The organism is Marinovum sp. E3, from assembly GCF_055755275.1.
Genome location: NZ_CM146908.1, coordinates 1,399,420 through 1,422,244, shown reverse-complemented (window position 1 = coordinate 1,422,244; position 22,825 = coordinate 1,399,420). Strand labels below are relative to the sequence as shown.

Here is a 22,825-nt window from a genome sequence, read left to right as displayed (position 1 = left end):
TGCGGTGCCGGGAGATCAGGGTCTGATTTCCCGCCATTTGCGGCCGTCGCGGTGCATCAGCATCAGCGAATCCTCTGGCCCCGACGACATCGGGTCATAGAGTTTGGGCACGTCGTTGCGCGCTTCCCAGCCCTCGATGATCGGATCGGTCCAGGCCCAGGCGGCCTCGACCTCGTCGCCACGCATGAAGAGCGTCTGGTTGCCGCGGATCACATCCATGATCAGGCGCTCGTAGGCATCCGGCACCTCTTCGGCATCGGGCCCCAGCGCGTCAGAGAACGACATGTCGAGCGGCACATCAACAAGACGCATGCCCCCCGGCCCCGGTTCCTTGATCGTCACCCCGAGCTCCATGCCCTCGTTCGGCTGAAGCCGGATGGTCAGGATATTGCGATGGCGCCCGGCGTCATCGTCAAAGATCGAATGCGGGGTTTCCTTGAAGACCACGGCAATCTCGCTGGTGCGCGCCCGAAGCCGCTTGCCGGTGCGCAGATAGATCGGCGTGCCGGCCCAGCGCCAGTTCGAGATATGGCACTTCAGCGCCACGAAGCTTTCGGTGCGCGAGCGCGGGTTCTCGGCATGGTCGCGATAGCTGCCTTCGTCGCCCTGGGCGTCATACTGGCCGCGCACGATGTGATGCGGCTCGACCGGTTCGAGCGCGCGGATCACCTTGAGCTTTTCGTCGCGCACCGCGCCCGGTTCGAATTTCGAGGGCGGCTCCATGGCAATCAGGCAGAGCAGCTGCATCAGGTGGTTCTGCACCATGTCGCGCATCGCGCCGGATTTGTCGTAATAGCCGCCACGGCCGCCGACGCTGACGGTCTCGGCCACGGTGATCTGGATGTGGTCGATGTACTGGCTGTTCCACAGCGGCTCGAACAGCATGTTGCCGAAACGGACCGCCATCAGGTTCTGCACGGTTTCCTTGCCGAGGTAATGGTCGATCCGGTAGATTTGATCCTCGTGGAAATAGGCCGCCAGCGATTTGTTCAGCGCCTGCGCCGAAGCCAGATCGCGGCCAAAGGGTTTTTCCACCACGATGCGCGCGTCGCGCTTGGCCAGCCCGTTGTTCTTGAGCCGCTCCGCGATATCGCCGAAGAGCGAAGGCGCCACCGAAAAGTAGAAGGCCTTGACGGTGTCCTTGCGCAGCAGGTCCTTGAGCTCCTGCCAGCCGCCCTCGCCCTGGGCGTCGACCTGCACATAGCTGAGACGACTGAGAAACCCCTCGAGCTCGGGGCATTCCTCGGGCCGCCGACCGTCGAATTCATGGATCGCGTCGCGCACCATCTGGCGATAGCCCTCGGCATCCATCTCGGAACGCGCGGCGCCGATCACCTGGGCGTCCTGCGGCATCTGACCGGCGCAGAACCGGCGAAACAGGCCGGGAAGAATCTTGCGGCGGGCCAGATCGCCCGTGCCGCCAAACACAACCAGATCAAACGGGTTCACAGGGATGACACGTGAAACCATGAGCTATCCTTTTGCTGTCATTGGTCTTTTTTAAGACCGGCATCAGTTTCCGCCGCAACGCTGTTAGCGCTAACTTCCGGCTTCGGTGCCTCACTACCCGGTTGGTCGCGAAAAGTCTAACACGCATTTTGCGCATCACAATGGCGTCAGGCTCAGTGTTGAGCATTGGCAACGTTTCGCCCGCAAGTTACCCCGGAAGAAACGGGAGATATGCGACAAGTTCATGAAAGATCAAACGCTTTCCGACGCCAATGTCGGCAAATTCATCGACCCCAACCTGACCGCCAAGGGCGAGCCGCGCGCCAAGGTCGCGCTCAGCGATCCGCAGACCCTGTGGTTCAACACCGGCACCCTGTGCAACATCGAATGCGCGAATTGTTATATCGAAAGCTCGCCCAGCAACGATGCACTGGTCTATATCACCGAGTCCGAGGTGGCGCGCTTTCTCGATGAACTCGAGGCGCGGCGCTGGGGCGTGCGCGAGATCGGCTTTACCGGCGGTGAGCCCTTCATGAACCCCGAGATGGTCGCCATGGCGCGCGTTGCGCTGGCGCGCGGCTACGAGGTTCTGATCCTGACCAATGCCATGCGACCGATGATGCGCAAACGCGTGCAGGCGGGGATTGCCGAGCTTCAGGCGGAATACGGCGACAAGCTCACGCTGCGCGTCTCACTCGATCACTGGAGCCGGGTGCATCACGACGCCGAGCGCGGCGAGGGCAGCTACGAGTCCACGCTTGTCGGCATGCGCTGGCTGCGCGATCAGGGCGTGCGCATGGCGGTTGCCGGGCGGATCATCTGGGCCGAGAGCGAAGCGGCGGCGCGACAGGGCTTTGGCCGGCTCTTTGCCGACGAAGGCTTTGCCATCGACGCCGACAGCCCGGCAGAGACGGTGCTGTTTCCCGAAATGGACACCCGGGTCGAAGTGCCCGAGATCACCACCGCCTGCTGGGGCATCCTGGGCAAATCGCCCAAGGATGTGATGTGCTCCTCCTCCCGGATGGTGGTCAAGCGCAAGGGCGCCGGGCATCTTTCGGTGCTGGCCTGCACGCTCCTGCCGTATGAGCCCGAGTTCGACCTCGGCCAGACGCTGGAAGAGGCCGAGCGCCCGGTCGCGCTCAACCATCCCCATTGTGCCAAGTTCTGCGTGCTGGGCGGGGCGAGCTGCTCGGGCTGAGCCGCGCGGCCCCGCCTGAGCAGGGCCGCAGGGCCAAAGCCCGGTCTCGCGTGCGGCCTTACTGTCCCAGCATCCAGCGGCCATCGGGCCAGAAGGCATGGAAGGCAAAGGCGAACAACATGTCATGTGGCAGGTCGCGGCCCGACGCGTCGCGCACCCGGATGGTGCCGACTTCCCTGCCCTGATCGATCCGGCTGGCGTCCAGCGCCGAGGCCTGACCTTTGCTCCAGGTCAGCGTGACGCCGGCTTCGCTAATCTTCTGCTGGGTGTCGAAACGCGACATCGGCCAGGCCCGGTCGCCGACCCGCACCACCCGCATCAGCGGCGGAATGCCATGCGGTGGCATCTCGCCGTTATAGAGGAAGGGCTGCTTCGAGCTGTCGTAGTTGCGATAGGGGTTGCGGCCGTAATCGCGGGACCATGACGGCTCTTTCATCACCAGCCCCTGGGGGTTGCGCTCCTTGAACTGCGCCCAGCTTTCCATCCAGGTCGGCAGGGTGTCGAGCACGGTGCCGGTCAGATCGCCGACAATCGCCTCGCCCAGGGCCTGCTGCCACCAGCTCTCGGTCTGGCGGTCATACATCACCATGTCGGAATTGCGCAGCTTGCCCGAAACCCCGAAGCTCAGCACACCGTGGCGCGTGCGCCGGTCGAAGGTGATGCCGGAGTTGCACAGCGGGCAGAAGGTGACGGCGATCGGCACCCCGGCCACGGTGTCATTGACGATTTCGTGCCAGGTCAGATATCGGATCGGATAGGCACGCGGCTCGGCGCCCCTGACCTCGACGGTGATGACCGGTTCGCGCGCCCCGATCCGGGTTTCGCGCGCCGCCGGAATGAAACCGGGATTGTCGAGCGCCGGTATGCCGTCCTTGGGCGGGCCGCCCGAGAGGATTTCGGACCAGGCGTCGACGGTGGTCTTGTTGAAATTGGTATCGGGCCATTCGCCCTGCCAGGCCCTCGGTTCGGCCGTGGCCAGCGTGGCCAGCGCCGCACAGACCGCGGCAAGAATGGTGGTTCTGAAAATCATGGCGCATCCCCTTTTCTTCAGGATGCGCCGCGCGGGGGGCCCTTGCCTAGCCCCCCGCACGCGGGTTTGATCATCCGTGCACACCCGCCCCCGCGTCCCGGACCCCGATCCGGGACCTCGCGGTCGATGACCGGGAAACCCCGGATCACGTCCGGGGCAGGCTCCCGGTTCAAGTCCGGAGCGGGCTCCCGGATCAGGTCAGGCGCCCGCGAAGGATGTCACTCGGTGACGGTCACCGTTTTCATCAGGTCCGGCGCGCCCACGACCGCACCATTCGGCCCGGTGCCGCGATGGATGGCGTCGACCACCTCCATACCTTCGGTCACTTCGCCGACGACGGTGTATTGCCCGTTCAGGAAATACCCCGGCTCGAACATGATGAAGAACTGCGAATTGGCGCTGTTGGGCGATTGCGAGCGGGCCATACCGACTACGCCGCGCTCGAAAGCGAGATCGGAGAACTCCGCCGGCAGGTCGGGCTTGTCCGAACCGCCGCGGCCCGCCATCTGCATCGAGAAGCCTTCAGCCTGGGATTTGCCGAACTGCACGTCGCCGGTCTGTGCCATGAAGCCGTCGATCACCCGGTGAAACACCACGCCGTCATAGGCGCCGGCCGCCGCCAGCTCGGTGATCTGCGCCACGTGTTTCGGGGCGACATCCTCGAAGAGATCGATGCTGACGGTGCCATTGGCCGCGCCTTCGATCTCGATTTCGAGACCGGTGGCGCCTGCCGGCGCACCCGCCAGACCTGCCAGCACCGGGCCGGCCATCACGCCGAGGGCAAGGGTCAGTTTACGCATCGGCGGCCACCTTGACCGAGATCATCCGGTCCGGCTCCGCAGGCGGCTCGCCGCGGGTGATGGCATCGACATGTTCCATGCCCGCGACCACGCGGCCATAGACGGTGTATTGACCGTTGAGGAAATGGTTGTCCTTGAAGTTGATGAAGAACTGCGAATTGGCGGAATTCGGGTTCTGCGAGCGGGCCGCGCCCAGGGTGCCGCGGTCATGCGGCAGCTTGGAGAATTCGGCCGGCAGATCGGGCTTGTCGGAGCCGCCGGTGCCGGCCATGCGGATGTTGAACCCGTCTTCCATGTCGCCGTGCTGCACGTCGCCGGTCTGCGCCATGAAACCGTCGATCACCCGGTGAAAGGCGACGTTGTCATATTCGCCGGAGCGCGCCAGCTCTTTCATGCGCTCGGCATGTTTGGGGGCCACGTCGGGCAACAGCTCGATGGTGACAGTGCCGCCCTTGAGTTCCATCAGGATGGTGTTTTCGGGATCCTTGATCTCGGCCATAGGGCCCTCCTCTGCATGCAATTGGCCTGATACCTAATTTGCCAGCGCGCCCGCGGCAAGCACGCGATTGACCCTCCGGCCGTTAGCGGCCAAACAAGGCGCAACCTGAACCCTAGGGAAGGAACACCGAGATGGGCTGGAAAACTCTCGACGACATGGACCTCGACGGCAAGATCGTGCTGACGCGTGTCGACATCAACGTGCCGATGGATAACGGCAAAGTGACCGATGACACCCGCATTCAGCGCATCGTTCCGACGATCCGGGATATCCTCGCCAAGGGCGGCACCCCGGTGATGCTGGCCCACTTCGGCCGCCCCAAGGGCAAGCCGGTGCCCGAGATGAGCCTGCGACAGGTGGTGCCCGCGCTCGAAGCCGCGCTCGGCCAGGCGGTCACCTTTGTCGAACGCCCCTCACGCGAGGCGCTGGACGATCTGGCCCCGGGGACCATCGTGCTGGTGGAAAACACCCGGTTCTCCGAGATGGAAGAGAAGAACGATCCCAGGATGGCGCAATTCCTCGCCTCGCTGGGCGACGTCTACTGCAACGACGCGTTTTCCGCCGCGCACCGCGCCCATGCCTCGACCGAGGGCGTGGCGCGGCTGCTGCCGGCCTGCGCCGGCCGGCTGATGCAGGCCGAACTTTCGGCGCTGGAAAAGGCGCTCGGCCAACCGGAGCGCCCGGTGGTGGCCGTGGTTGGCGGCGCCAAGGTCTCGACCAAGCTCGACCTGCTGGGCAATCTGGTCAGCAAGGTCGATCATCTGGTGATCGGTGGCGGCATGGCCAATACCTTCCTCGCCGCGCAGGGAATCGACGTCGGCAAATCGCTGGCCGAACATGACATGACCGACACCGCCCGCGAGATCATGGCCAAGGCCCAGGCCGCCGGCTGCAACATCCTGCTGCCCTTCGACGTGGTGGTCGCCCGCGAATTCAAGGCCGGGGCCGAAAACGAGACCGTCGCCGCCGATGCCTGCCCCGCCGACGCGATGATCCTCGACGCCGGGCCGGAGACGGTGAAGAAGGTGGCCGAGGTGCTGGAAGGCGCCAAGACGCTGATCTGGAACGGCCCGATGGGCGCCTTCGAGATCGAGCCTTTCGACCGCGCCACCAATGCCGCCGCGAAACAGGCCGCCGAACTGTCCAAGGCCGGCAGGCTGATCTCGGTCGCCGGTGGCGGCGACACCGTGGCGGCGCTCAACAAGGCCGGGGCGGCCGAGGATTTCACCTATATCTCCACCGCCGGCGGCGCCTTTCTCGAATGGATGGAAGGCAAGACCCTGCCCGGCGTCGCCGCCCTCGGCTGACACCTCCGACCAAGGCCGGAGGCCCGGAGCAGGCGTTGCACACAGGCGCCCTCGCAGATCGTTGCGAGGGCATTTGACCTTGGGTGCCTGCTGGCGGACGAAGCGGTTGTTCACGCCGAAGCGGCGAATGACGGCACCCAGCCCAGAACGGCCGTTCGAACTTAACTCATTAGCGGACTAGCTATTGAGATTGCCTCTGTCGTTTTCTAACTCTTCTAAAACTGAAAAATCCATCTCGTGAGTGAATTGAACAACATTTGCCGCCATAGATATGAATGACGCCAATACGATTGCGACACATGTGGTGTAGACCGCCCATCCGGCGACATTATCAGTTAACCCTGAATGGGCAATATACAAAATGCTAACGATTGCGAGGAACCACAAAGCAAGCAGGATTACTGATAAGGATCCAACGAGGAGGCTATAAAAAATTCTTCCACTTTTCGATACCTTAAAGCCGGGGATTCGCCCGTCAACAGGAGCCTCTTTACAGTATTTTACGAACAACCACGTAGGAGCGTGGGCAGCAGCAAATAAATCGGGATCAAGCTCGTTCTTTCCTAGTACATCACTTGTCACAGCAGCAATCACTGCGTTGTACAGTTGTAGTGAAAGAAACGTGTAGGTTACCATCAATACGTTTAAAGCTGCCACGATCAGGCTAAGCTCTAAAAACGCGGGTACTTCTGCTATTGACGCGCCTGTTCCGGGAACTTGGATGTTTCCCCCACTCCAAGCTACGAACGCCAAGAACAGTGAAATCGTGAGAGTACGAATGAGGTTGTTTTGCTGACCCTCAAGCTTCGCCCTTTGGTCTATCAATCCTTCGAGAAGGTTCTCATTTATTTCATCTAGGCCAAGCCGTTTCTGCCGCCGAAGCTCATCAGCGGTAAACATGCTGGCACGAACATAGAGGCTTTGTTTTAAGGTGTATCTTTTTGTCATATCACGAAGTCAGTTTTGAAACCAAAAAGCTCTCACACAAGGGCTTGCTTTGCAAGCGAAGCTGACATGAGCCAAGCTTTGTAAAGTCTGCTTCCTGCGCATTGCAGCCGTTCGCGCGTAGCGCAGCATCAAATAGTCCGGCCTCCAAGCCCCCCTTCCCCCTGGATGGATCGCGCGCGCCGTCGCCCGCCCAGGCTCCCCTCGCGCAAGGCGCCCGGGCCCGCCGGCCCTTGTCCGAGGCCACGCCCGGTGCGCCGCGCCTGCCCTGTCGCCCCGTGGGCAACAGAGCGGCCAAGTTAGCGCCATCACGCCGCGCTGCACATTGCAAGCGCCGGCCCCCTCGCTTACCACTGCCAGACAGGGGGCGGTCACGCCCCGGTGATCAACTTTCGGGACGGACATTTCCATGAGCAACGACGCAATGGCCAAGCAGATGGCCAACAAGGACGGCTTTATCGCGGCACTCGACCAGTCGGGCGGCTCGACCCCCAAGGCGCTGCGTCTTTACGGCATCGAGGAAGACGCCTATTCCGGTGACGAAGAGATGTACGGCCTGATCCACGAGATGCGGGCCCGGATCATCAAATCCCCGGCCTTTTCCGGCGACAAGGTGATCGGCGCGATCCTGTTCGAACGCACCATGGACGGCGACATCGACGGCACGCCCACCGCCGAATACCTCTGGGACACATGCGGCGTCGTGCCCTTTCTCAAGGTCGACAAGGGGCTTTGCGAACCGACCGATGGCGTCAAGCTGATGAAGGCCATTCCCGGTCTCGACGCGCTCTGCGCCCGCGCCGTGGGCAAGGGCATCTACGGCACCAAGATGCGTTCGGTGATCGATGCGGCCAACCCGGCCGGCATCACCGCCATCGTCTCGCAACAGTTCGAGTTCGGCCGCGAGATCAAGGCCAACGGGCTGATGCCGATCCTCGAACCGGAGGTGACGATCACCATCGACGACAAGGCCGAAGCCGAGGCGATCCTGCGCGACGAGATCCTCAAGCACCTCGACAAACTGCCCGAAGGCGAGCAGATCATGCTCAAGCTGTCGCTGCCCAGCGAGGACAATTTCTACAAGCCGCTGATCGACCACCCCAAGGTGATGCGCGTCGTGGCGCTCTCGGGCGGCTATTCGCGCGACGAGGCCAACACGCTTCTGGCCAGAAACGAAGGGCTGATCGCCAGCTTCTCGCGCGGGCTGACCGAAGGCCTCTCGGCACAGCAGAGCGACGAGGATTTCAACGCCAAGCTGGGCGACGCGATCGACTCGATCTATCAGGCGTCGAAAGCGGGCTGAGCCCCGGCGCAATTCCAGAACGACACGGGGCGGCCCTGCGGGGCCGCCCTTTTCACGCGCCGCCGCCTCCTGTCGCCGGCGCCCCGGCAGTGAGCGGCAACCGCAACCGCAAGAGCGCGCCATTCGGCACATCGCCGACTTCGATCTCGCCATCGTGAAGCGTGGCCACCGATTGCACGATGGAGAGGCCGAGGCCGCTGCCTTCGCCGGGCTCGACCTGACCGAACCGCCGAAAGGCGATCTCGGAGTTGTCGGGGGACAGCCCGCGCCCGTCGTCAGTGACCTCGACCAATGCCCGATCCTCCTGCCGCAGGGTGCGGATCGCGATCCGGCCCAGCCCCGGCCCGCCATGGCGCAGCGCATTGTCTATCAGATTGCGGACGGCCTCGCCGATCAGCGTGGCATCGCCGCAGACCGGCAAGGGCTCGGGGCTGCGGTCGAAGGAAAAGCCGATATCCTGACCGAGCACCGCCGGCGCCAGATCGGCAGAGACCTCCTCGACCACGGCATTCAGGTCAAAGGGTTCCGGCGTGGCGGTGTTGCCATAGTGCAGCCGTTCCAGATGCAGCAGCTGCCCGGCCAGCCGCGCCGATTTGCGCGAGGCGGAAATCAGCTCCTGCTCGCGCTGGCGCCGGGCCTCGGGGTCGGTCACATCCGGCAGGGTCTCTGCCAGCGACAGGATCGCCGCCGCCGGGTTGCGCAGCTGGTGCGCGGCGTCGGAGATAAAGGCCTGGTGGGTCTGGATCGAATGATCGACCTGGCCGAGCAGACGATTCAGCGTCGCGACGATCCCCGTGACTTCGGCCGGCACCGGCCGCCGGATGCGGCTCAGGTCGTCCGGCGACCGCTGTTCGATGGCGTCCTGAAGATCGCGCAGCGGGCGCAGGCCGAATTGCACGCCGAACCAGACGACGATGGCCAGCGTCGCGATCAGCGCGGCCATCAGGGCCACCGCGCGGCGGGCCAGCGCGGCGGCAAAGGCGTTGCGGTCGCTGATCCGCTGCCAGGCGGTCACCACGGTCTCGCCGGTCAGATTGCCGATGGTGGTGGTTTCCGACATCCGCAGCACGCGCACCGCCTCGCCGCGATAGAGGGCGCGGAAATAATGCGGGCCGTCGCCCGCGCGCGGCTCGCTCTGGCGCGGCGGATAGGCGTAGCCGGTGACATAGATGCCGCCGGGACCGGTCACGTGATAGAATAATTCGCCGCCGCCCGCGTCCGAGATCAGCCCGCGGGTGCGCGGCGACAGCGCGTCACCCTCGGAAATCGCCACATCGCGTGAGATCGCCAGCGCGGCGGCCAGCAGCCCACGGTCGAACAGGTCCTCGGCGGTGGCCCGCGCCGTCTCGATCCGCCAGAATCCCAGCAGGATCGCCACCAGGATCAACGGCGCCAGGATCATCAGAAAGAGCCGCGCGCGCAGCGACAGGGCGGTGCGGGTCATGCGCCGTCGACATCCAGCATATAGCCCAGCCCGCGCGCCGTCTTGATCCGCACGCCGTAGGATTCCAGACGCTTTCGCAGCCGCGAGACATGCGGCTCGATGGCGCTGTCCTCGACATCGGCGCCGGTGCCGTAGACATGCGCCATGAGCTGCGGCTTCGACACGATCCGCCCGCGCCGTTCGAACAGGCATTCCAGCGTCGCGATCTCCTTGCGCGGGATCTCGAGCGGCCGGTCGCCATCCAGAAGCTGCCGCGCGCTGCGGTCGAAGACCAGCCCGCCAAGCCTGTCACGGGCCGAGAACACAAGGTCCTTGCGCCGTGCCAGCGCCCGGAGCCGCGCCTCGAGTTCGTCCATCTCGAAGGGTTTGGTCAGGTAATCGTCGGCCCCGGCATCCAGCCCGGCCACCCGCTCTTCGGTTTCGCTGCGCGCGGTCAGGAGGATCACCGGCGTGCCGTCCCCGCGCCGCCGCAGCGCACGCAGGATATCCAGCCCGGACATGCCCGGCAGGTTGATGTCGAGCACCACCAGGTCGGCGCCTTCCTGGGCGAGAAACCGGTCGGCCTCTTCGCCGTCATGCAGCGCGTCCACGGCATGGCCACGGTCGCGCAGCCGATAGGCAATGCCGTGGGCCAGCTCCACGTTGTCTTCGATGATGGCAATTCGCATGGCGTGAACTTTGTCATGTTGCGCAAGTTTCGCGCAAGGTTGGAACGTCATTGTGTCTCCATTGGAGAGGGGATTCGTTCCCTTAATGGAAGACCGATTGCGCCGGACGGGAGACCGTGAGGCAATCGAAACCGTCCAGGGAGGACACCAATGACCATACGTACACTCGCATCCACCGTGGCTGCGGCCGCGCTTGTCGCCGCCACCGCCGCCTCGGCCGAGGTCGATTTTTCCGGGGAGACCATCGAATGGGTTATCCCGTTCTCGGAAACCGGTGGTTCGGCCAAATGGGCCAATTTCTTTGCCCCGCTGCTCTCGGAAGAGCTGCCCGGCAACCCCACCGTCGTCGTCAAGTTCATGCCGGGCGCAGGCTCGACCAAGGGCGCCAACTGGTTCCAGGAACAGGAACACGAAGACGGCACGCTGATGTTCGGCACCTCCGGCTCGACCCAGTTCCCCTATCTGCTCGGCGATCCCCGCGTGCGCTATGAATACAGCGACTGGGTGCCGGTCATGGCCTCGGGCACCGGCGGCGTGGCCTATCTCAACGCCGAAGACGGCAAGAAATTCGACGGCTCGGCCAACAACCTGAAAGACATCGATTTCATCTACGGCTCGCAGGGCGCCACCCGCCTCGATCTGGTGCCGCTGCTCGCCTGGCAGATGCTGGGCATGAACGTCGAGCCGGTGTTCGGCATCAAGGGCCGCGGCGATGGCCGGCTGATGTTCGAGCGCGGCGAAGCCACCATCGACTATCAGACCTCCTCGGCCTACCTCGGCGCCGCCAAGGATCTCGTCGATGCCGGCACCGCCGTGCCGATGATGACCTGGGGCGCGCTGGATGACGATGGCAACATCGTCCGCGACCCGACCTTCCCGGACATCCCGACCTTCAAGGAAGTCTGCGAAGCCACCGAGGGCTGCGAAACCTCCGGCGAGGCCTGGGACGCCTGGAAAGCCTTCTTTATCGCCGGCTTCCCGGTGCAGAAAATCGCCTTCCTGCCGGCCGGCACGCCGGATGACGTGCGCGAGACCTATGAAGCGGCTTTCGACGCGGTGCGCAACCGCGACGACTTTGCCGAAATCGCCGCCAAGCGGGTTGGCAAATATCCGGTCTTCGTGGGCGAAGGCGCGGCCCGGGCCACCAAGGAAGGCACCACCGTGTCCGCCGATGCCAAGGCCTTTGTCACCAACTGGCTGCAAGAGGCCTACGGCGTCTCGCTGAACTGATAATCGAGCAGAAGCGCGGTCCGGGGCATGATTGCCCCGGGCCGCACCTCCGACTCCCCCCTCACAATTCAAAAGGCCGGTGCGATGGATATTCTCGCAACAGCCCTGCCCGCCCTCGGCGATGCATGGGCCCTGATTCTGCAACCTGTTGTTCTCGGTTATCTTGTTCTGGGTGTGGTCATGGGCCTCGCCGTGGGGGTCTTTCCCGGCCTGGGCGGCATCGCCGGGCTGTCGCTGCTGCTGCCTTTCATGTTCGGCATGGAACCGGTGCTGGGCCTTGCGCTGATGATCGGCATGGTCGCCGTGGTGCCGACCTCGGACACCTTTGCCAGCGTGCTCATGGGCATCCCCGGCTCCTCGGCGTCACAGGCGACGGTGCTGGACGGGTTTCCGCTGGCCAAACGGGGCCAAGCCGCGCGGGCGCTGGCCGCTGCCTTTTCCTCGTCGCTCTTCGGCGGGCTGGTGGGCGCGCTGTTCCTGACGATCTTCATTCTGGTGGCCCGGCCCATCGTGCTGGCCTTTGGCCTGCCGGAAATGCTGATGATCACCATCCTCGGCCTGTCGATGGTGGCGGTTCTGGCCGGCCGCGTCGCGCTCAAGGGGCTGGCCGCCGCCGGACTGGGCCTGATAATCGGCACCATCGGCGAGGCCGACGCCGGCGGCTCGCTGCGCATGGCGACCTATGACATTCCCTATCTTACCGACGGGCTGAAGCTGGTGATCGTCGGTCTCGGCATCTTCGCGGTGCCAGAAATCGTCTCGCTGCTGCGCCAGGACCGCTCGATCGCCAAGGACGCCAAGCTGGGCGCCGGCTGGGGCGCGGGCGTGCGCGACTGGTTCGCCAACAAGTGGCTCTCGGTCCGCTGCTCGCTGATCGGCGTGCTGGTGGGCATCATTCCGGGCCTTGGCGGCTCGGTCGTCGACTGGATCGCCTATGGCCATTCGGTGCAGACCACCAAGGACAAGTCGAACTTCGGCAAGGGCGAGATCCGCGGCGTCATCGGCCCGGAAAGCTCGAACAACGCCAAGGAAGGCGGTGGCCTGGTCCCCACCCTGCTGTTCGGCATTCCCGGCTCGGGCTCGATGGCGATCTTCATCGGTGCCATCGCGCTGCTGGGCTCGGGCGATATCGAGGTCGGCCCCTCGATGCTGCGCGACAACCTCGACATCACCTATTCCATCGTCTGGCTGCTGGCGCTGGCCAATGTGGTGGGCACGCTGCTCTGCATCGCGGCGTCCGGCGGCATCGCCCGGCTGACCACGATCCGCTTCACCTATCTCGCGCCGTTCCTCTTCATGCTGATCTCCTTTGCGGCCTTCCAGTCGGGGCAGAACTTCGAAGACCTTCTGGCGCTCTTCGTGATCGGGCTGATCGGCATCTTCCTGCGCCGCTTCGACTGGTCGCGCCCGGCCTTCCTGATCGGCTTCGTGCTGTCCAACCCGGTCGAGAAATTCTCGAACCAGGCGTTCCAGATCGCCTCGTTCCGCTTCCGCAAGTCCTTCGAGGAGGGCATGGATTACGTGTTTTCGCCGATCGTGATCGTGCTGATCATCGTCACCGTGGTGTCGGTCGTGCTCGGTCTGCGGCAGGCCAAGTCGATCATGGCCGAAGGTGACGTCCAGTCCGGCTCGAAACGCGCGCCGCTGGTCTTCCTGCTGGTGATCTCGGCCTATCTCGTGACCGCGCTGATCAATGCCTCGCTGATCCCGAACTTCAACCTTACCGACAAGATCGTGCCGCTGGTGGTCGGAGGCATCGCCCTGACCTGCTGCCTGATCATGCTGGTGCAGATGATGCTGCGGCCGGAGACCGACGTGATCTTTGCCGACAAGGAAGTCTCGGGCGAGGACGCAGATGCGCCTTATGGTCTCTGGTCGACGCTGGCCTGGTTTGCCGCGCTGATCGGGCTGACCTTTGTCGTCGGCTTCATCCTTGCGCTCGTCGGCTTCATGACCGCCTTCCTGCGGATCCGCGCCGGCGCCTCCTGGCAGAAGACCGCGATCCTCACCGCCGCCGGCGTCGCGCTGATGTGCGTCATGGCCGGGGCGCTCAATCGCGACTTTCCGCCGGGCCTGTTGCAGGACGCCGTCGACCTGCCCTGGCCGCTGAACTGAGAGGGATCGAGATGACACAGACCGGCATTCCCTTTGTCTTCATGCGCGGCGGCACGTCACGCGGCCCCTATTTCAACCGCGCCGACCTGCCCGAAGAACTCGACAGGCTGGCCGAGGTGCTGATCGCCGCGCTGGGCTCTGGCCATCCGATCAATATCGACGGCATCGGCGGCGGCGTTGCGGTGACCACCAAGGTCGCCATGCTCTCGCCCTCCGAGGATCCCTGGGCCGATGTCGATTACTTCTTTGCCCAGGTGTCCGTCAGCGACCGGCTGGTCGATTTCAAACCGACCTGCGGCAATATCCTCTCGGGGGTCGGGCCGGCCGCCATCGAACTGGGGCTGGTGACACCGACGACCGACGAGACCGAGATCCGGATCCGCGCGGTCAACACCGGCGCCAAGGTTGTGACGAAACTCCAGACCCCGGGCGGCGTGCTGACCTATGACGGCGCGGCCGAGATTGCCGGCGTTCCGGGCAGCGCCGCGCCGATCGCGCTCAACTTCATGGGGGTTGTCGGCTCGTCGACCGGAAAGTTCCTGCCCACCGGGCAGCTGCGCGACGAGATCGACGGGATCGAGATCACCTGCATGGATGTCGCGATGCCGATGGTCCTTGCCCGCGCCGCCGATTTTGGCCTGAGCGGCCATGAAACCCTGGCGGAGCTGAACGAAAACAAGGCGTTCTTTGCCCGCATGGAGGCGGTGCGCATCGAGGCCGGGGCCCGGATGGGCATGGGCGACGTGGCGCAATCGGTCACCCCCAAGTTCGGGCTGTTCGCCCCGGCCCGCGACGGCGGCACCATTGCGGCGCGCTATTTCATGCCCTGGGACACTCACCCCAGCATGGCGGTCACCGGCGGACAATGCATGGCCTCCTGCGCCCTGACCCCGGGCACCATTGCCGACGGCCTGCTCGACCGGCCGACGGCAAGCCCGGCCAATGTGGTGCTGGAGCATCCATCCGGCACCATCGAGGTGCTGGTGAACTTTGACGCAAGCGAGGGCTTCGCACTGAATTCGGCCGGGCTTTTGCGCACCGCGCGCAAGCTGGCGGATGGCCGGGTCTACGTGCCGGCGCACATCTGGCAAGGCCCCTGAGCCGGCCGTCTGCCCATCCGCATATCCGTTCTTCTGTCGCATCGAGGGAAAAGGACCCATGTCAGAATACGATCAACTCCGCTCCGCTGTCGCCAATCTGGAAAGGCTTCGCTTCGACCTGGTCAAGAAGATCGAGGCACGCGAAGGCGATACCCGCACCATGACCGAGCTGCACCAGCGGGTGAGCAAGGCACTCACGGCGCTCTCGGGGCAAGGCTGACTGGCGGGATTGATCCGGCCGGGAAATTTGGTATACCTCGGTATACACAAATGACGGAGGCACCATGTCGGAGATTGCCAAGGCTCGGGCGCATCTGCATGCGGCGCTGCAAGAGGTGACCCGCGACCTTGCGGAGTACCCCGGCCCGATTGCCGGCTGCGACGCGCAATACACCCACCTTCTGGCCACGCGGACCCGCATCCGCAACGCCCTGACAGCCCTCGATGGCGAGGTGTTCGTCGCCACGCCGCGCAGCCTGCACCCCGGCGCGGGGGTGGAAAGCCGATGAAGGTCCACATCCTCGACGATTGGTTCGACACGCTGCGCGGCCTGCCCTGTTTTCGCCTGCTCGACGGGCACGAGGTGACGGTCTGGACCGATCACGCGCCTGACGAGGCCGCCCTGGCAGACCGCCTGCACGACGCCGAGGCGCTGGTGCTCTTTCGCGAACGGACCAAGGTGACCCGCGGGCTGTTGCAACGCCTGCCGAACCTGCGGCTGATCTCGCAGCGCAGCGTCTATCCGCATGTGGATGTTCCGGCCTGCACCGACACCGGCGTGCTGCTGTGTTCCAACATGCATTCCGGCACGCCGTCTTATGCCGCGGCGGAGCTGACCTTTGGCCTGATCCTCGCGGCGATGCGGCAGATCCCGCAACAGATGGCCTCGGCCCGGGCCGGGCATTGGCAGATGGGCGTCGGCAAGACCCTGCGCGGCCGCACGCTGGGTCTTTACGGCTATGGCCGGATCGCCGGCGCCGTGGCGGACTACGCCCGCGCCTTCGGAATGAAGGTGGTCTGGTGGAGCTCCGAGGCCGGCCGGGCCCGCGCCCGGGCAGCGGGCGAAACCGTGGCCGAAAGCCGCGCGGCGTTTTTCGCCGAAAGCGACGTGGTCTCGATCCATATCCGGCTGAAGCCCGACACCCGCGGTATCGTCACCGCAGCGGATTTCGCCGAAATGCAGGACGGGGCGCTCTTTGTGAACACCTCACGCGCGGGGTTGGTGGCACCGGGCGCGCTGCTTGACGCGCTGAACGCCGGGCGCCCCGGCATGGCGGCGGTCGATGTATTCGAGACCGAGCCGCTGACCGATCCCGACGATCCGCTGTTGTCGCACCCCAGGCTGATCTGCACGCCGCATATCGGCTTTGTCACCGAGGACGAATTCGATCTTCAGTTCAGCGATATCTTCGCGCAGGTGAACGCCTTTGCCGAAGGCCGGCCGATCCACATGATCAACCCCGAGGTCCGAATCTGACCCTCCCCCCCGCCCCGGAGCCTTGCCAAAGACGGCCGCAGTCCTGCGCGCCGTCTTTTTCTTTGTGCAGCCGCGCTTTTGCCGTCTGGGCGACGGAAACAAGGGTTGACCGCTTATGTATCCACTTGTATACATATGGATACCAATGCCGAGGAAATGAGATGAGCGACCAGGACGACGCGTCACAGCCCGGACCGCAAGGCAGTTCGACCTACACCCGCCTGCTGGACGAGATCCGCGAGGGGCAATTGCTCCCCGGTGATCGCCTGCGCGAGACCGAGCTGGCCGAGCGTCTGAACGTCTCGCGCACGCCGGTGCGCGAAGCGATCCGACAGCTCGAGGCCGACGGGCTGGTCGCCCATGTGCCGCGCCAGGGCGCGACCGTGCGCAGCCTCGATTATGCCGAGGTGATGGAGCTTTACGAGATGCGCGCCGTGCTTGAGGGCACCGCCGCGCGGCTGGCGGCGCGGGCCGCCTCGGATGTGGAACTCGACGAGCTCGGCGCGCTGAACGACCAGCTGGCCGAAGCCGGCACCGGCCCCGAGGCGACGCGGATCAACCGCATTTTCCACGCCACGCTTCTCGATGCGGCCAAGAACCGCTTTCTTGCCCGGTCGATGCTGTCGCTGCAAAAGGCGCTGCTGATCCTCGGGCCGTCGCAGCTCCTGGACGGCCAGCGCGCCGACGAGGCGGTGAGCGAGCATCGCGACATCATGGCGGCACTTCAGGCCCGCGACGGCGCCGCCGCCGAGGCGCAGATGCGCGCCCATATCGAAGCCGCGCAGCGCATGCGCATCCGCGCCCTGCGCGAGCGCGACCGGGGCCACGACGACACCTAGAGGACAGCCATGACAGCCATTCCCGACAGCTACGACATCGCCGTGATCGGCGGTGGCAATGCCGCGCTTTGCGCCGCGATCACCGCCGCCGAAGCGGGCGCGAGGGTTCTCATCCTGGAGACCGCGCCCAAGCCCTATCGCGGCGGAAATTCGCGCCACACCCGCAATTTTCGCTGCATGCACAGCGGCCCCCTGGGCCCGCTGGTCGAGAGCTATTCCGAAGAGGAATATTTTTCCGATCTGATGAAGGTGACCGGCGGCAAGACCGACGAACACCTGGCGCGCCTCGCCATCCGCACCTCCGAGGACTGCCTGCCCTGGATGGAAGCACATGGCGTGCGGTTTCAACCCTCGCTGTCGGGCACACTGTCACTGGCGCGGACGAATGCCTTTTTCCTCGGCGGCGGCAAGGGCCTGGTGAACGCCTATTACCGCACCGCCGAGGCGCTGGGGGTCGAGGTGCTCTACGAGGCGGCGGTGACACATCTGGACCTCGCGGATGACCGGATCGCCCAGATGACCTTTACCCACGCCGGCGAAGAGAAGACCGTGACACCCAAATCTGTCGTCGTCGCCTCGGGCGGGTTTCAGGCCGATACCGATTGGCTCGCCCGCGCCTGGGGACCGGCGGCCCGGAATTTCCTGATCCGCGGCACCCCCTACAATCGTGGCGTCGTGCTGTCCGACCTGCTGGACCAGGGCGTCGAACAGGTGGGCGACCCGACGCAGTGCCACGCCGTCGCCATCGACGGCCGTGCGCCGAAATTCGATGGCGGCATCGTCACCCGGCTGGATTGCGTGCCGTTTTCCATCGTGGTCAACAAGGAGGCGCAGCGCTTTTACGACGAGGGCGAGGATGTCTGGCCCAAGCGCTATGCCATCTGGGGCCGGCTGGTGGCGGCGCAGCCCGATCAGGTGGGCTATGTCATCATCGACGCGAAATCGCTCAAGCTCTTCATGCCCTCGGTGTTTCCACCGATCGAGGCCGCGACGCTCCCGGAGCTGGCGGAAAAGATGGGCCTGCCGCCAGACAAGCTCTGCGCCACGGTCGACGAGTTCAACGCCGCCTGCGGCGATCTTTCGGGATTTCACCCGACCGAGCTTGACGGCGTCTCCACCAACGGCCTCACCCCGCCCAAGACCAACTGGGCCCGCCCGATCACCGAGCCACCGTTTTACGGCTATTCGCTGAGAACCGGTGTCACCTTCACCTATCTGGGGCTCAAAGTGGACGAAAACGCGCAATGCCGCATCGGCGACCGCCCCGTCACCAATCTCTGGGCCGCAGGCGAGACGATGGCCGGGTCGATCCTCGGCCAGGGCTATCTCGCCGGGTTCGGCATGACCATCGGCACCGTCTTTGGACGTATCGCAGGCAAGGAGGCCGCAGCCCATGCAAACTGACCTGATCCAGGAAGCCCGCCGCCAGGCCGAGATCTGCAACGCCTGCCGCTATTGCGAAGGCTATTGCTCGGTCTTCCCTGCCCTGCACCGCGAACGTGCTTTTAGCGACGGCGACATCACCCAGCTCGCCAATCTCTGCCACAACTGCCGCGGCTGCTACTACGCCTGCCAATACACCGCACCGCACGAGTTCGACCTCAACCTGCCCCGGGCGCTGGCCGAGGTGCGGCAGGCAAGCTGGAAGGATCACGCCTGGCCGCGCGGCTTTGCGCATCTGTTCGACCGGTCGGGCGTGCTGATGGCCGGCGGGCTGGTGCTGGGCTTTGCGCTAATCTTCGCCCTGGCGCAGGCGCTGCGCCCCGACAGCGGCGCCGGTTTCTACGCCTATATGTCCCACGGGCTGATGGTGACGATCTTTACCCCTGCGTTTCTGCTGCCCCTGCTCGCCATCGCGGTGTCGCTGCGCGGCTATTGGCGCACCGTCGGCGGCGGCCCGGTCCGGCCCGGCGATATCTGGGGCGCGCTGCGTTCGGCCGGCCGGATGAAGAACCTCGACGGCGGCCATGGCGACGGCTGCAACTTCGAGGACGAGGACCGCTTCAGCCAGGCGCGGCGGCATTTTCATCAGGCTGTGCTTTACGGCTTCCTGCTGAGCTTTGCCTCGACCGCGAGCGGCACCGTGCTGCACTACGCCTTCGGAATAGAGGCGCCTTATGGATTCTTCAGCCTGCCCAAGCTGCTCGGGGTTCCCGGCGGCCTGCTGCTCAGCGTGGGGTGTGCCGGGCTCGCCTGGCTCAAGCTCAAGGCCGATCCCGAGCTGGGGGCCCCCGCCGCCTGGGGCGGCGAGATGGCCTTTGTCCTGCTGCTCTTTGCCGTCGCGGTCTCGGGCCTCGCGCTTTACGCCGCGACCGGCACCTCCGCCGTGGCCTGGCTGCTGCCGTTGCATCTCGGCGCGGTGCTGACCTTCTTTCTGCTTACGCCCTATTCCAAGATGGCGCATGGCTTCTATCGCATGGCCGCGCTGACCCGCGACGCGGCGCAGAACAGGGCCGCCTGAGCCGCCGCGTCGCGGCTCATTTCAGGCCATGGAAGTTCCGGAAATATTCGATGGCCCGGGGCGCCGCAAAGGCCGTGTCATGTCCGTTCTGGCCGGGATCGGCAAAATCGCTCAGGTCGATCACGGTCACCGGCAGCCCGCCCAGCTCGTCCGCCGTCGTGATCTCGCCCAGCCGCCGCGGTCGGCCGGCGATCCAGGCCGCCAGATCGAGGATCGAATCGCGGGTCGATGTCATCAGGATGAAGGGCTGCGGAAACGGCGTGATCCGGCCCGCCTGCACGACAAAGACTTCCGGGTCGATATCGGGCGAGATCAGCGTCACGCCGCTGATCTTGTGCAGAACGGCGGTGTTCCGGGCGATCGAGATCTGCCGCAGCGTCTCCATCACCAGTTGCGACCCCATGGAATGCGCCACCAGATAGACCTTGCGGTGCCGCGTCAGCGCCACGAGCAGCTCTTCCAGCGCGTCGCGGGAGTGGATCACGCTGTCACGGTCATAGACATAGCCGCGCGGATCGCCGCCGGACGGCCAGGAAAACGACACGACCGGAACCTCGGCATCGAAGTCATGCGCCATTTGGGCCAGCCGATAGGTCGCCTCGGCATTGTTGGTGTTGTAGCCGTGCACATAGACAAAGACCTCCTCCGCCCCGCCCGGCGCCTTGGCCACCCCGGCCAGGAAATCCGCCAACGTGGGAAAGGCATAGGCCCCCGAGAGCACGAAATGCCGGGCCGGATCGGGTGCGGCCTCCGGCGCCGGGCGCTCGATCCGACCATCGCGATGCACCGGCGGCACCGACACGTCGAGCCGCGAGAAATACAGCCGCGTGCCACGCCGCCCGGAAAACTGCACCCCGTTGTCATGTTTCAGCACCCGGTTCGAGGCGACGAAAATCTGCCGCACATCGCCTTCGTCGGCGCCCCGAACCAGATGCAGCACGCCGCGCGGCGCACAGGCGGCAAGCGCAAGCATCGCCACGAAAAGAAGCACCAGAACCCTCATGCCCAAGTGATACCCCGATGCCGGCGGCTGGCCAAGATTTCTGACGGCAACGGGCGAGAATCGCACATAATTCACGCAAGGATTCGCAATAGGGATTCACATGGCGAATCACCTGTGTCATAGTGGCCCTACAGCATCCGTCAGAGATGCATTGAGGCAGACCATGAGCACACATCCGACCCGCCGGAACATCGTCCCGTTAAGCGTGTTCGCCATCGCGTTCACTCTGGGGGCCTATTTCACCTTTGCCGCCGTGCAAGGGGATTACGGCTTGTTCCGGCGGGCGGAAATCCTCGACAATGCCGCCCGCCTCGAGGCCGAGCGCGACGTGCTGCGCGCCGAGCTGGCGGAAATGGAAAATCTCACCCGACGGCTGTCCGACGAATATCTCGATCTCGACCTGCTCGACCAGCAGGCGCGCGAGGTGCTGGGCCTGATCCGCAGCGACGAGATCGTCATTCGCTGACCCGCCCTTCGCAGGTGCAGCGGGAAAGCCCCCTTTCCACCCGGGGGCCGCTTGGGCTAGGCTATAGTTTAACACTAAACAATTCGCCTCCGGGAGGGCGCCGCAATGGCCGCGCGCAGAGCGACGAAAAAACCCAACATTTCCAAGGACGAGCTGACGCAATATTACCGCGACATGCTGTTGATCCGGCGGTTCGAGGAAAAGGCCGGCCAGCTTTACGGCATGGGGCTGATCGGCGGCTTCTGCCACCTCTACATCGGTCAGGAGGCGGTTGTCGTCGGGCTCGAGGCCGCCGCCGAAGAGGGCGACAAGCGCGTCACCTCGTATCGCGACCATGGCCATATGCTGGCCTGCGGCATGGACCCGGGCGGCGTGATGGCCGAGCTGACCGGCCGCGAGGGCGGCTATTCCAAGGGCAAGGGCGGCTCGATGCACATGTTCTCGAAAGAAAAGCATTTCTACGGCGGCCATGGTATCGTCGGCGCCCAGGTGCCGATTGGCGCGGGCCTGGCCTTTGCCGACCGCTACAAGGAAAACGGCCGCGTCACCTTCACCTATTTCGGCGATGGCGCCGCCAACCAGGGCCAGGTCTATGAAACATTCAACATGGCCGCGCTCTGGGCTCTGCCAGTGGTTTTTGTCATTGAAAACAACCAATACGCCATGGGCACCGCCCAACAGCGCTCGACCTCGACCCCCGATCTGCACACCCGCGGCGAGGCCTTCGGCATCCCCGGCGAGGTGGTCGACGGCATGGATGTGCTGGCGGTCAAGACGGCGGGCGAAAAGGCGGTGGGCCACTGCCGCGCCGGCAAGGGCCCCTATATCCTCGAGGTGAAAACCTACCGCTACCGCGGCCATTCGATGTCGGACCCGGCGAAATACCGCACCCGCGAAGAGGTGCAGAAGATGCGCGAGGAACGCGACCCGATCGAACATGTCCGCGCCATGCTGCTCGAGGGCAAACATGCCAGCGAAGAGGATCTCAAGGCGATCGACAAGGAGATCAAGAAGGTGGTCAACGACTCCGCCGAATTTGCCCGCGAGAGCCCGGAACCGGCGCTCGACGAACTCTGGACAGACATCTACGCGGAGGCCCGCTGATGCCCGCACATTTCGAAATTCACGTCGCCGATCCGGTGCGCGCCCGGACCTTCTACAGCGGCCTCTTTGGCTGGTCCTTCGAACCGATGCCCGGCGGTGAAGAGGTGGCCTATCACCTGATTTCCGGCCCCGGCCTCGACGCCGGCCTCACCGGCGGCATGATGCAGCGCATGGGCGAGACCCCGGCCTCCGGCACCCCGGTGCGCGGCTGCACGCTGACCTTCGAGGTCGCCGATTGCGACGACCGCTATTCATGGGCGCTGGCCAATGGCGGCGCCGAGGCGCTGCCGCCCACTGATTACCCCGGCATCGGCCGTGCCGCCTATGTCGAGGATGGCGAAGGCAACATCGTGGGCTTCCTCGCGCCCGAAAAAGGAGAGCCGTGAG

At 64.9% G+C, this 22,825-nt stretch carries 23 protein-coding genes; 15 read left to right on the top strand and 8 right to left on the bottom strand.

Annotation, left to right across the window (positions count from 1 at the left end; genetic code table 11):
• Nucleotides 1-15 precede the first annotated feature (15 nt).
• Nucleotides 16-1,470: a glucose-6-phosphate dehydrogenase gene (gene zwf, locus AC0J5K_RS07010; RefSeq protein WP_274565034.1), complete on the bottom strand. Its 1,455-nt coding sequence runs from the start codon at nt 1,468-1,470 to the stop codon at nt 16-18.
• A gap of 223 nt (nt 1,471-1,693) precedes the next feature.
• Between zwf and AC0J5K_RS07005 the strand changes: the two genes are divergently transcribed.
• Nucleotides 1,694-2,647 (top strand): radical SAM protein, encoded by a 954-nt coding sequence (locus tag AC0J5K_RS07005; RefSeq protein ID WP_274565036.1) that lies wholly within the window; start codon nt 1,694-1,696, stop codon nt 2,645-2,647.
• Between the two features lie 58 nt (nt 2,648-2,705).
• Here the strand turns inward: AC0J5K_RS07005 and AC0J5K_RS07000 are convergent, their stop codons facing one another.
• The 3 genes from AC0J5K_RS07000 to AC0J5K_RS06990 all read right to left on the bottom strand — a co-directional run bounded on the left by AC0J5K_RS07000 (nt 2,706) and on the right by AC0J5K_RS06990 (nt 4,976).
• On the bottom strand, nt 2,706-3,677 hold the full coding sequence (locus tag AC0J5K_RS07000) for a DUF3179 domain-containing protein (RefSeq protein ID WP_048532057.1): 972 nt from the start codon (nt 3,675-3,677) through the stop codon (nt 2,706-2,708).
• Nucleotides 3,678-3,895: 218 nt separating this feature from the next.
• Nucleotides 3,896-4,477: a peptidylprolyl isomerase gene (locus tag AC0J5K_RS06995; RefSeq protein ID WP_274565039.1), complete on the bottom strand. Its 582-nt coding sequence runs from the start codon at nt 4,475-4,477 to the stop codon at nt 3,896-3,898.
• Complete coding sequence (locus AC0J5K_RS06990) at nt 4,470-4,976, bottom strand: peptidylprolyl isomerase (protein WP_048532059.1); 507 nt, start codon at nt 4,974-4,976, stop codon at nt 4,470-4,472. The genes AC0J5K_RS06995 and AC0J5K_RS06990 overlap by 8 nt, the downstream gene beginning before the upstream one ends.
• A 131-nt stretch (nt 4,977-5,107) precedes the next feature.
• Between AC0J5K_RS06990 and AC0J5K_RS06985 the strand changes: the two genes are divergently transcribed.
• A complete protein-coding gene (locus tag AC0J5K_RS06985; protein WP_274565043.1) occupies nt 5,108-6,283 on the top strand; it encodes a phosphoglycerate kinase in 1,176 nt (391 codons plus the stop codon).
• Nucleotides 6,284-6,460: 177 nt separating this feature from the next.
• Here AC0J5K_RS06985 and AC0J5K_RS06980 read toward each other — a convergent pair whose 3' ends face one another.
• Nucleotides 6,461-7,231 carry a hypothetical protein gene (locus AC0J5K_RS06980; protein WP_274565045.1) on the bottom strand — a complete coding sequence of 257 codons (771 nt, stop codon included), beginning with the start codon at nt 7,229-7,231 and terminating at the stop codon, nt 6,461-6,463.
• Between the two features lie 406 nt (nt 7,232-7,637).
• Here AC0J5K_RS06980 and AC0J5K_RS06975 point away from each other — a divergent pair, with 406 nt between their 5' ends.
• Nucleotides 7,638-8,531 (top strand): fructose bisphosphate aldolase, encoded by an 894-nt coding sequence (locus AC0J5K_RS06975; RefSeq protein ID WP_074836668.1) that lies wholly within the window; start codon nt 7,638-7,640, stop codon nt 8,529-8,531.
• A gap of 52 nt (nt 8,532-8,583) precedes the next feature.
• Here AC0J5K_RS06975 and AC0J5K_RS06970 read toward each other — a convergent pair whose 3' ends face one another.
• Nucleotides 8,584-9,975: a sensor histidine kinase gene (locus AC0J5K_RS06970; protein WP_274565048.1), complete on the bottom strand. Its 1,392-nt coding sequence runs from the start codon at nt 9,973-9,975 to the stop codon at nt 8,584-8,586.
• Complete coding sequence (locus AC0J5K_RS06965) at nt 9,972-10,643, bottom strand: response regulator transcription factor (protein ID WP_048532064.1); 672 nt, start codon at nt 10,641-10,643, stop codon at nt 9,972-9,974. Before AC0J5K_RS06965 ends, AC0J5K_RS06970 begins: the two co-directional genes overlap by 4 nt.
• Before the next feature lie 150 nt (nt 10,644-10,793).
• Between AC0J5K_RS06965 and AC0J5K_RS06960 the strand changes: the two genes are divergently transcribed.
• The 9 genes from AC0J5K_RS06960 to tcuB all read left to right on the top strand — a co-directional run bounded on the left by AC0J5K_RS06960 (nt 10,794) and on the right by tcuB (nt 19,865).
• Nucleotides 10,794-11,873: a type 2 periplasmic-binding domain-containing protein gene (locus AC0J5K_RS06960; RefSeq protein ID WP_048532065.1), complete on the top strand. Its 1,080-nt coding sequence runs from the start codon at nt 10,794-10,796 to the stop codon at nt 11,871-11,873.
• An 84-nt stretch (nt 11,874-11,957) separates the two neighbouring features.
• A complete protein-coding gene (locus AC0J5K_RS06955; protein WP_274565053.1) occupies nt 11,958-13,988 on the top strand; it encodes a tripartite tricarboxylate transporter permease in 2,031 nt (676 codons plus the stop codon).
• 11 nt (nt 13,989-13,999) lie between these two features.
• The gene (locus tag AC0J5K_RS06950) at nt 14,000-15,088 is read left to right on the top strand and encodes a 4-oxalomesaconate tautomerase (RefSeq protein ID WP_274565055.1); all 1,089 of its coding nucleotides are present in this window, start codon (nt 14,000-14,002) and stop codon (nt 15,086-15,088) included.
• Nucleotides 15,089-15,146: 58 nt separating this feature from the next.
• Nucleotides 15,147-15,308 carry a hypothetical protein gene (locus AC0J5K_RS06945; protein WP_158499032.1) on the top strand — a complete coding sequence of 54 codons (162 nt, stop codon included), beginning with the start codon at nt 15,147-15,149 and terminating at the stop codon, nt 15,306-15,308.
• A 64-nt stretch (nt 15,309-15,372) separates the two neighbouring features.
• A complete protein-coding gene (locus AC0J5K_RS06940) occupies nt 15,373-15,597 on the top strand; it encodes a hypothetical protein (protein WP_074836664.1) in 225 nt (74 codons plus the stop codon).
• Nucleotides 15,594-16,565: a D-2-hydroxyacid dehydrogenase family protein gene (locus AC0J5K_RS06935; protein WP_074836663.1), complete on the top strand. Its 972-nt coding sequence runs from the start codon at nt 15,594-15,596 to the stop codon at nt 16,563-16,565. Before AC0J5K_RS06940 ends, AC0J5K_RS06935 begins: the two co-directional genes overlap by 4 nt.
• A 161-nt stretch (nt 16,566-16,726) precedes the next feature.
• A complete protein-coding gene (locus AC0J5K_RS06930) occupies nt 16,727-17,404 on the top strand; it encodes a GntR family transcriptional regulator (RefSeq protein WP_048532070.1) in 678 nt (225 codons plus the stop codon).
• 18 nt (nt 17,405-17,422) lie between these two features.
• The gene (gene tcuA, locus AC0J5K_RS06925; RefSeq protein ID WP_274565241.1) at nt 17,423-18,808 is read left to right on the top strand and encodes an FAD-dependent tricarballylate dehydrogenase TcuA; all 1,386 of its coding nucleotides are present in this window, start codon (nt 17,423-17,425) and stop codon (nt 18,806-18,808) included.
• On the top strand, nt 18,798-19,865 hold the full coding sequence (tcuB, locus tag AC0J5K_RS06920; protein ID WP_074836662.1) for a tricarballylate utilization 4Fe-4S protein TcuB: 1,068 nt from the start codon (nt 18,798-18,800) through the stop codon (nt 19,863-19,865). The genes tcuA and tcuB overlap by 11 nt, the downstream gene beginning before the upstream one ends.
• Before the next feature lie 16 nt (nt 19,866-19,881).
• On the opposite strand, the gene AC0J5K_RS06915 is transcribed toward tcuB, so the two are convergent.
• Nucleotides 19,882-20,856: an alpha/beta hydrolase gene (locus tag AC0J5K_RS06915; protein WP_274565064.1), complete on the bottom strand. Its 975-nt coding sequence runs from the start codon at nt 20,854-20,856 to the stop codon at nt 19,882-19,884.
• Between the two features lie 175 nt (nt 20,857-21,031).
• Here AC0J5K_RS06915 and AC0J5K_RS06910 point away from each other — a divergent pair, with 175 nt between their 5' ends.
• The 3 genes from AC0J5K_RS06910 (at nt 21,032) to AC0J5K_RS06900 (ending at nt 22,824) form a co-directional block, all read left to right on the top strand.
• A complete protein-coding gene (locus AC0J5K_RS06910) occupies nt 21,032-21,334 on the top strand; it encodes an FtsB family cell division protein (RefSeq protein WP_048532073.1) in 303 nt (100 codons plus the stop codon).
• Nucleotides 21,335-21,439: 105 nt separating this feature from the next.
• Nucleotides 21,440-22,438, top strand: coding sequence for a pyruvate dehydrogenase (acetyl-transferring) E1 component subunit alpha (pdhA, locus tag AC0J5K_RS06905; protein WP_048532074.1), 999 nt, complete (start codon nt 21,440-21,442; stop codon nt 22,436-22,438).
• The gene (locus AC0J5K_RS06900) at nt 22,438-22,824 is read left to right on the top strand and encodes a VOC family protein (protein ID WP_274565070.1); all 387 of its coding nucleotides are present in this window, start codon (nt 22,438-22,440) and stop codon (nt 22,822-22,824) included. Before pdhA ends, AC0J5K_RS06900 begins: the two co-directional genes overlap by 1 nt.
• The last annotated feature ends 1 nt before the right edge of the window (nt 22,825 follow it).